The 6,646-nt window shown below is 70.6% G+C and carries 5 protein-coding genes; all 5 read left to right on the top strand.

Features of this window, described 5'->3' with window-relative positions:
- Positions 1–413 precede the first annotated feature (413 nt).
- Positions 414–1,628: a myxochelin export MFS transporter MxcK gene (gene mxcK, locus D7X55_RS33445; protein WP_121725177.1), complete on the top strand. Its 1,215-nt coding sequence runs from the start codon at positions 414–416 to the stop codon at positions 1,626–1,628.
- Positions 1,629–1,659: 31 nt separating this feature from the next.
- Positions 1,660–2,943, top strand: a complete 1,284-nt coding sequence (gene mxcL / locus D7X55_RS33440; protein WP_121725176.1) for a myxochelin B biosynthesis transaminase MxcL — start codon at positions 1,660–1,662, stop codon at positions 2,941–2,943.
- Between the two features lie 144 nt (positions 2,944–3,087).
- On the top strand, positions 3,088–3,861 hold the full coding sequence (locus tag D7X55_RS33435; protein WP_120546994.1) for a 2,3-dihydro-2,3-dihydroxybenzoate dehydrogenase: 774 nt from the start codon (positions 3,088–3,090) through the stop codon (positions 3,859–3,861).
- A gap of 83 nt (positions 3,862–3,944) precedes the next feature.
- Entirely contained in the window at positions 3,945–5,234 is a 1,290-nt protein-coding gene (dhbC, locus tag D7X55_RS33430) for an isochorismate synthase DhbC (RefSeq protein ID WP_233610223.1), read from the top strand.
- On the top strand, positions 5,231–6,646 hold a 1,416-nt coding region (locus D7X55_RS33425), incomplete at its 3' end, for a (2,3-dihydroxybenzoyl)adenylate synthase (RefSeq protein ID WP_121725175.1). The genes dhbC and D7X55_RS33425, both read left to right, overlap by 4 nt.

Genomic DNA, 6,646 nt, shown 5'->3' with positions numbered 1-6,646 from the left:
GCCGGCACGTCCGCGCGCACCACCACCGTCTCCCCCTCCAGCAACGCCTGGCCCGGCGCCAGCGCCACCAGTCCCTCCAACATCTCCTGCACCACCGCGCGCGGCGCGTTGACGAGCTTCTTCACCAGCGACTCCTTGGACGGAATGAACAGGGGCGGACTGCGCTCGGCGCCCACCCTTCCGCCGCCCCCGCAACCCGTCAAGCCGCGCGAACGTCACCAGCCCGCCGGGAGACGGATGCGTCACGGAACCCGCTTTCCCATTGACTCCAGAGGCCTCATGATGTTGATTCTCATTATCATTCTCTTGGTCGCGGTAAGTCACGGCGGGCCAACACCAAACGTGTCAGGTCCCGGCGAAGCCCTGCCTGGCATCCCCGGGCCGAGCCAGGGCCGTCGTGTGTCTGGGTTCAGGTGATTGTCTTGAGTGCTCCATCCCCCGCCCCGCGTGAGCGCACGCTGTTGTGGCTCCTCGCGGCGGTGCAGTTCACCCACGTCGTCGACTTCATGATGCTGATGCCGCTGGGCCCGCTGCTGATGCAGCGGCTCTCGCTGTCGGCGACGCGGTTCGGAGCGCTGGTGTCCGCGTACACGCTCGCGTCCGCGGCCATGGGCGTGCTGGGGGTCTTCTGGTTGGACCGCCTGGAGCGCAAGCGCACCCTGCTCATGCTCTACGCGGGCTTCATCGCCGCCACGCTGCTGTGCGGCGCGGCCACCGGGGCCACGGGCCTGCTCATCGCTCGCACCGTGGCGGGTGGCTGCGCGGGGTTGATGGGCGCGGTCGTCATCGCCATCGTCAGCGACGCGGTACCAGCGGAGCGCCGGGGCCAGGCCATTGGCACCGTGATGACGGCCTACGCGCTGTCCGCCGTGGCCGGCGTGCCGCTGGGCCTGGGCCTCGCGAACCTGGGCGGCTGGCGCTCGCCGTTCATCGTGCTCGCGGGACTCGCGGGCATCGTGTGGCTGCTGTTGCTCCGCTTCCTGCCTCGCATGGATGGGCACCTGTCCCAGAGATCCGGCACCGCGGGCTTCACGCCCCGGCTGGCGCTGGGCTGGGGCCTCACCTTCACCGTGGTGTTCGCCAGCTTCCTGCTCATCCCCTATCTGGGCGCCTTCATGGTGGGCAACGTGGGCCTGTCCCTCACGGACCTGCCGTGGGTGTACCTGGCGGGCGGCGCGGCCACCTTCGTGAGCTCGCGCTGGATTGGCCGCATGGCGGACCGGCTGGGCCCTGCTCGCGCGCTGGCGTTGCTGCTCGTCGCCACCATGGCGCCGCACCTGCTCTTCACGCACCTGCCGCCCTCCCCGCTGCCGGTGGTGGCCGTCGTGTTCGTGCTCTTCATGACGCTCACCTCCGGCCGTGCCATCCCCACCATGGCGCTGGTCGCTTCGCAGGTGCCGCCGTCGCTCCGCGGCCGCTACCTCGCGGTGAACATGGCCGCCAGCGACGGCGCCTCCGGGCTCGGCGCGTGGATGGGCGGCCTGCTGCTCACCTCCGCTCCGGACGGCACGCTCCTGGGCTTCGCGCGGCTGGGCTGGCTGGCCGTGGCCGTCTCCGCGCTCGCGCTCGGGCTGCTCTGGACCTTCGTGGGCCGCGCAGTGCGGCTGGACGCGACACCCGCGCCCTGAATCCCTCTCAACCCCTCACCAGGACCCTTGCATGTCCCAGACAGCACCCCGTCATCCGTCCCTGCCTCGCCCCATCGTCGGTGAGCTCAAGCTGGAGCGCTCCAACCAGCTGCTCGCCGAGGCCCGCAAGTGGGTCCCCGGCGTCACCCAGACGATGATGAAGAAGCCGGACCACTTCGCGCCCGGCGCCTTCCCGATGTTCCTCGCGAAGGGCCACGGCGCGCTGGTCGAGGACGCGGACGGCCAGGAGTACATCGACTTCATCCAGGCGCTGGGCGCCAACATGCTGGGCCACAACCACCCGGCCGTGGTGGAGACAATCCGCAAGCATCTGACGGAGGGCATCATCCACTCGCTGCCCACGCCCGTGGAGGTCTCCTCCGTGAAGGCGCTGGTGGAGGTGATTCCGGGCGCGGAGATGGCCCGCTTCTTCAAGACGGGCGCGGACGCCACCTCCGCCGCCGTGCGCCTGTCGCGCCACCTCACCGGCCGCGAGCACATCGTCACCGTGGGCTACAACGGTTGGCACGACCACTTCATGTATGACACCCCGGGCGTGCCCCCGACGGTGGCGAAGCTCACCACGCGCCTGCCCCTGTTCACGCCGCCGGACGAGCCCGCGCTCATCGAGCACATCGAGAAGCACGGCGCCCAGCTGGCCTGCGTGCTGCTGGCCATCCCGTACAACCGCCCCGTCACCCGCGAGTTCCTCCTCCAGGTGAAACAGACGTGCGCGAAGCACGGCGTGCTGTTCGTCCTGGACGAGGTCGTCACCGGCTTCCGCCTGGCCCTGGGCGGCGCGCAGCAGTTCTTCGACATCCAGGCGGACTTCGTCACCGTGTCCAAGGCGCTCGCCGCGGGCATGCCCCTGTCCGCCATCGCCGGCCCGGAGAAGTACCTCTCCCGCCTGAGCGAGCTGCAGGTGTCCACGACCTTCGGCGGAGAGATGCTCTCTCTCGCCGTCTGCGAGGCCGTCATCCACGAGTACCGCCGCACCAACCACGTGGAGCACATCGCCAGCCTGGGCCGCCGCCTGCGCGACGGCGTCAACGCCCACGCGCGCGAGACGGGCTCCAGCCTGGAGGTCATCGGCTACGACGCCGTGCCCTTCTTCCGCTTCAGCAAGGCCGTCCCCGAGCACATCGAGAAGATGATCCCCTTCCAGGCCGGCATGGCCCGCCGGGGCGTCATCCTCCGCCGCGACCTGAACTTCATCAGCGCCGTGCACACCGTGGAGCAGATCGATCACACCATCGCCGCCGCCGGCGAGGTGCTCCGCGAGACGGCCGCGCACGCCAAGGCCAGCGCGGCCTGAGCCTGAAACATTCCGCGCGTGAAGTCAGACATCTGCGGTTCCATGCTTGAGCCTCCTTGACAGGAATTCATGACCATGGCACTTCCCGGCCTCAAAAATGAGAATGGTTCTCATTTTCATTCAAAGAATCAGGACGAGCGGCAGATGTCCTCGACGACGGGATACGCGGTGGTGACGGGCGCGGCGCAAGGCATTGGCGCGGCGGTCGCGCGCAAGCTGGCGCGCACGATGCCCGTCGCGGTGTTCGACCAGAACGCCGCCGGACTGGAACTGCTGGTGGCGGAGCTGCGCCAGCAGGGTCTGAAGGCCGCCGCGTTCCGCGTGGACGTGCGCGACAAGGACGGCATCGAGGACGCCATCGCGTCCATCGAGTCCAGGCTGGGCCCCATCCAGGTGCTGGCCAACGTGGCGGGCATCCTGCGCATGGGCTCCGTGCTCACGCAGAGCGACGAGGACTGGCTGTCCACCTTCGCGGTCAACACCCACGGCGTGTTCCATGTGTCGCGAGCGGTGGCGAAGCACATGGTGCCCCGCCGCTCGGGCGCCATCGTGACGGTGGGCTCCAACGCGGCCGGCGTGCCGCGCATGCAGATGGCGGCCTACGCGGCGTCCAAGGCCGCCTCCACCATGTTCACCAAGTGCCTGGGATTGGAGCTGGCCCAGCACGGCATCCGCTGCAACGTCGTGTCGCCCGGCTCCACCGACACCGCCATGCAGCGGGGCATGTGGACGGACGAGTCCGGCCCCGAGCGCGTGATCCAGGGCTCGCTGGACACCTACCGCACGGGCATCCCGCTGCGCCGCATCGCCACGCCGGAGGACATCGCGGAGGCCGTGGTGTTCCTCGCGTCCGAGCAGGCCCGGCACATCACGATGCACGACTTGTGTATCGACGGCGGCGCCACGCTGGGCGTCTAGCCCGCGACGTCCGCCTCCCTGAAGCAGCCCTTCCCTCCCCCGGGACGGACACCCGTCTGTCCCGCCATCGCCCCGAGTTGAGAATGATTCTTGATGCCAAAATCACTGAGCGGCAGCCGGACGCGCGGACGGTGGACGGCGTGGTGGGCGCGCCGGCCGTGGCGCCGGAGCCGGAGCAGGAAGCGCTCTCGTCGCGGCTGTTGCGTGACTACGACGCGGGCGCGTTCTTCTTCGCGTCCCCCAAGCGCACCATGCTGGCGCGCGGTGTGTTCGCGACGGTGCCGGACGCGGGCGAGGTGAACTCGCTGCACGGCCTGCCGGAGCGCGTGGCCTCGGTGCTCAACGCCTCGCGGGACGCGGCACATGACATCCCGGTGGCGGTGGGCGCGGTGCCCTTCGACGGCAAGGTGGCGGCGCACCTCGTGGTGCCCATGACCCTCCAGCGCGCGGGGCCCATGGTGTTCGATGGGGCCAACACCGCCCGCTCTCCCCTGGCCGGCCAGTACACGCTGCGGCCCGTGCCGGAGCCCTCCGCGTACAAGGACGGCGTGGCGGCGGCGCTGAAGCTCATGCAGCAGGGCCCGCTGCGCAAGGTGGTGCTGTCGCGCTCGCTGCACGTGGACACGGCGGCGCCGGTGGACCTGCGCCAGCTGCTGCACAACCTGGCCCGGCGCAACCCGCATGGGTACACGTTCGCGGTGGACCTGCCGCAGCGCGCGGACGCGGCCCCCGGCGTGGGCCGGCGCACGCTCATTGGCGCGAGCCCGGAGCTGCTGGTGGCGCGCTCGGGCCTCCAGGTCTTGGCCAATCCGCTGGCGGGCTCCGCCGCGCGCAGCCTGGACCCCGTGGAGGACCAGGCGCGGGCCACGCGGCTGATGGCGTCCCCCAAGGATCTGCACGAGCACGCGGTCGTCATCGACGCGGTGGCGGAGGCGCTGCGGCCCTTCTGCAAGACGCTGGACGTGCCCAGGGGCCCGTCGCTCGTGAGCACCCAGACGATGTGGCACCTGTCCACCCGCATCACGGGTGAGCTGAAGGATCCGTCCATCACCTCGCTGACGCTGGCGCTGGCCATGCACCCCACCCCGGCGGTGTGTGGCCATCCGACGGCGCTGGCGCACGAGGCCATCGGGAACCTCGAGCCGTTCCACCGTGGCTACTTCACGGGCACCGTGGGCTGGTGCGACGCGAACGGCGACGGTCAGTGGGCCGTCACCATCCGTTGCGCGGAGGCCGACGAGCGCACCCTGCGGCTGTTCGCGGGCGCGGGCATCGTGGTGGGCTCCACGCCGGAGGCGGAGCTCGCGGAGACCGAGGCCAAGTTCCGCACCATGCTCCAGGCCATGGGCCTGGGCCTCGAGGTGCAGCCGTGAGCACCTCTCGGGAACACCTGCCCGGCTGCCCCACCTGGCCGGAGGACTTCGCCCGGCGCTATCGCGAGGCGGGCTACTGGCGCGGGGAGACCTTCGGCCAGCTCCTGCGCGACCGCGCGCGGGACTTCGGGACGCGCACGGCGCTGGTCGGCGGCGCGCACCGCTGGACGTACGCGGAGCTGGACGCGCGCGTGGACCGCATGGCCGCGGGTTTCCACGGACTGGGCATCCGCTCGCGCGACCGCGTGGTGGTGCAGCTGCCCAACGTGCCGGAGTTCTACGAGGTCATCTTCGCGCTGTTCCGCATGGGCGCGCTGCCGGTGTTCGCGCTGCCCGCGCACCGCGCGTCGGAGATCGGCTACTTCTGCGCCTTCACGGAAGCCGTCGCGTACGTCATCCCGGACCGCTTCGGCGGCTTCGACTACCGGGGCCTCGCGGATCAGGTGAAGGCCGCCACGCCCACGCTGAAGCACGTGCTGGTGCTGGGGGCCGCTGGCCACCACACCGCGCTCACCTCCGTGCCCGCCGAGCCCATGGCGCTGAAGGGCCCGTCGCCTTCGGACGTGGCTTTCTTCCAGCTGTCCGGTGGCAGCACTGGCGTGCCCAAGCTGATTCCGCGCACGCACGACGACTACATCTACAGCCTGCGCGCCAGCGTGGACGTGTGCCGGTTCACCCCGGAGACGGTGTACCTGTGCGCGCTGCCGGCGGCGCACAACTTCCCGCTGTCCTCCCCGGGTGTGCTGGGCACCTTCCAAGCCGGTGGCACGGCGGTCATGGCGCTGAACCCCAGCCCGGACGTGGCCTTCCCGCTCATCGAGCGTGAGCGCGTCACCGTCACGGCGCTGGTGCCGCCGCTGACCATGGTGTGGCTGGACTCGTCGTTGGCGAAGAAGCACGACCTGTCCAGCCTGAAGGTCCTCCAGGTGGGCGGTGCGCGCTTGAGCGACGAGGCCGCCGCGCGCGTGCGTCCCACGCTGGGCTGCGCGCTCCAGCAGGTCTTCGGCATGGCCGAGGGACTGGTGAACTACACGCGGCTGGACGACCCGGAGACGCGCATCGTCACCACGCAGGGCCGCCCCATGTCGGACGCGGACGAACTGCGCGTGGTGGACGACGACGACGTGCCGGTGGCGCCCGGCGAGACGGGGCACCTGCTCACGCGCGGGCCGTACACCATCCGCGGCTACTACAAGGCGGACGCGCACAACGCCAAGGCGTTCACGACGGACGGCTTCTACCGCACGGGCGACCTGGTGCGCCTGACGCCCGAGGGCGACCTCGTGGTGGAGGGGCGCGCGAAGGATCAGATCAACCGGGGCGGCGACAAGGTCGCGGCGGAGGAGGTGGAGAACCATCTCCTCGCCCACCCTTCCGTGAGCGACGCCGCGGTGGTGGCCATCCCAGACAAG

It is taken from the genome of Corallococcus sp. AB049A (assembly GCF_003668885.1).
Taxonomy (GTDB): Bacteria; Myxococcota; Myxococcia; order Myxococcales; family Myxococcaceae; genus Corallococcus; species Corallococcus interemptor.
The sequence above is the reverse complement of the archived record's forward strand: the minus strand, read 5'-3'. Positions and strand labels throughout refer to the sequence as shown.

What these genes read in the sequence shown, in the direction of transcription:
- mxcL (WP_121725176.1), top strand. Translation starts at nt 1,660, where the DNA reads ATGTCCCAGACAGCACCCCGTCATCCGTCCCTGCCTCGCCCCATCGTC.
- D7X55_RS33435 (WP_120546994.1), top strand. Translation starts at nt 3,088, where the DNA reads ATGTCCTCGACGACGGGATACGCGGTGGTGACGGGCGCGGCGCAAGGC.
- dhbC (WP_233610223.1), top strand. Translation starts at nt 3,945, where the DNA reads ATGATTCTTGATGCCAAAATCACTGAGCGGCAGCCGGACGCGCGGACG.